2 protein-coding genes are annotated in these 1,971 nt (G+C 41.6%); both read left to right on the top strand.

What is annotated here, in order from left to right; all coding sequences use genetic code 11:
- The coding region (locus Q0954_RS33770; protein WP_299466445.1) for a hypothetical protein at positions 1-194 on the top strand (194 nt) is incomplete at its 5' end.
- 133 nt (positions 195-327) lie between these two features.
- Positions 328-1,464, top strand: coding sequence for an aminotransferase class III-fold pyridoxal phosphate-dependent enzyme (locus Q0954_RS33765; RefSeq protein ID WP_299466443.1), 1,137 nt, complete (start codon positions 328-330; stop codon positions 1,462-1,464).
- Positions 1,465-1,971 lie beyond the last annotated feature (507 nt).

The following is a 1,971-nucleotide window of genomic DNA, read 5'->3' as shown; positions in this document are numbered from 1 at the left end:
TTTCAAGCACTTTTGAGACTGATAAAATTAAACTCTATATAAGGATTAGTAGTAAAAAATTAGTGTACGGTTTTGAAATAAAAAATGAGAAATCTCGCTGTAGCCTGCAAAGTTCGAGGTATCGATCGGGCGTGGAGACACTGCCCTCCGAGAACAAGCTCGGAGCAGGCGAGCGATTTTTTTTTGGGGCATAAGCTCCTAAAAAGTTGCGTCACCGCCTCCTCTGGTGTCTCCACCTGCGGATGAGTACCTGAATAAAAACTTCAATAAGGCTGTTGATAATGAGTTGTGTATATCTGCTTGACATTTAATTTAAAGAAACAAATAATGAAACTATTTGACGTTTACCCCTTATTTGACATAGAGCCTGTAAAAGCTAAAGGAGCCTATATACAGGACAAAACCGGGCAAAAATATTTAGACTTATACGGAGGGCATGCGGTGATTTCTATTGGGCATAGTCATCCGCATTATGTACAGCGTATCAATGAGCAACTCCAGCAAATAGGTTTTTATTCTAACTCGGTACAAAACCCGTTGCAAACACAGTTGGCCACCAAACTGGGCAAACTCTCTGGTTATGATGACTATGCTTTGTTTTTGTGTAATTCTGGCGCTGAAGCCAATGAAAATGCTTTAAAATTGGCCTCGTTTCATACGGGGCGTAGCAAAGTGTTGGCTTTTGCCAAAGGTTTTCACGGGCGTACCTCGGCCGCAGTAGCCGCTACTGACAACCCCAAAATAGTGGCTCCAATCAATGCCAACCACGCGGTGGTAAGGGTGCCTTGGGGCGATTTGGAAGCTACTAAAACAGCGTTGAATAATCACGACATAGCTGCGGTAATTATAGAAGGCATACAGGGGGTAGGGGGGGTACAAGTACCCGATCCGGCATTTTTAGAGGCATTGGCACAAGCTTGTAAAGCGGCTGGTACGGTCTTAATTTTAGACGAAATACAGTCGGGCTATGGGCGTTCGGGTAAATTTTTTGCCCACCAACACAGTACTATTAAGCCTGACCTTATTACCATGGCAAAGGGCATGGGCAATGGGTTTCCGGTGGGAGGTGTATTGATCAGTCCGGGGTTTGAGCCTTGGCACGGAATGCTGGGCACTACCTTTGGCGGCAACCATTTGGCGTGTGCGGCAAGCATTGCTGTACTGGAAGTACTGGAGCAAGAAGAACTCATGAAGAATGCCACTGAGACAGGCGCTTATTTGATGGAAAAATTGAAGCATGTAGAGGCGGTTAAGGATTTAAGAGGACAGGGACTGATGATTGGGTTGGAGTTTGATTTTGAAATCAAGGATTTGCGTAAGCAATTGTTATTTGAACATCATATTTTTACCGGGGCGTCGGGTACCCATACTTTACGCTTGTTGCCTCCTTTGGGCATTGGGCAAACCGAAGCTGATATGTTTATCGAGGCTTTGCAAGTTGTATTAAGTAAGGTGATTTCTTGAAAAACCAAAAAGTCCCTAAAGTAAAAAACGAGACCCTAACAGAATCTCGTTTTTCTTTCCTAACCACAAAGCTTATTAAATATCTTTGGTTAGTATATATTCAAACCTAAGACCAAAAGTGTTTTGGTTCAAAAATTATTTTTTAAGTAATTGATAATCAGTGAAATAAAATTTTACTTTTTTATTTTTATCAAAATAAGGAGGGCTAAAAATAAGGATTTTTATACGTTATTTCGTAATGGGTGCGGTATTTCGTTAGGCTCTTATAAAGAATTGGGCTGAAGGGTTATTGTATGCTCATGTTTGCTCTTCACTAGGGCAACCATTCCGATAAACCGCGAACTTCCATTGTATTACAGCAAGGGATTGCCCCTACAATTGTTGGATGATTATTGGGGGCTTGATAGAGACATGATGATTTGATCAGGGCACTAAAGTAAAAAACGAGACCCTAGCAGAATCTCGTTTTTCTTTCCTAACCACAAAGCTTATTAAATATCTTTGGTT

Source organism: uncultured Microscilla sp. (genome assembly GCF_947493425.1).
In the GTDB taxonomy this organism is placed as follows: Bacteria; Bacteroidota; Bacteroidia; order Cytophagales; family Microscillaceae; genus Microscilla.
Note: the sequence above shows the minus strand (reverse complement) of the source record. Positions and strands in the feature narration are given on the sequence as shown.

What these genes read in the sequence shown, in the direction of transcription:
- Q0954_RS33765 (WP_299466443.1), top strand. Translation starts at nt 328, where the DNA reads ATGAAACTATTTGACGTTTACCCCTTATTTGACATAGAGCCTGTAAAA.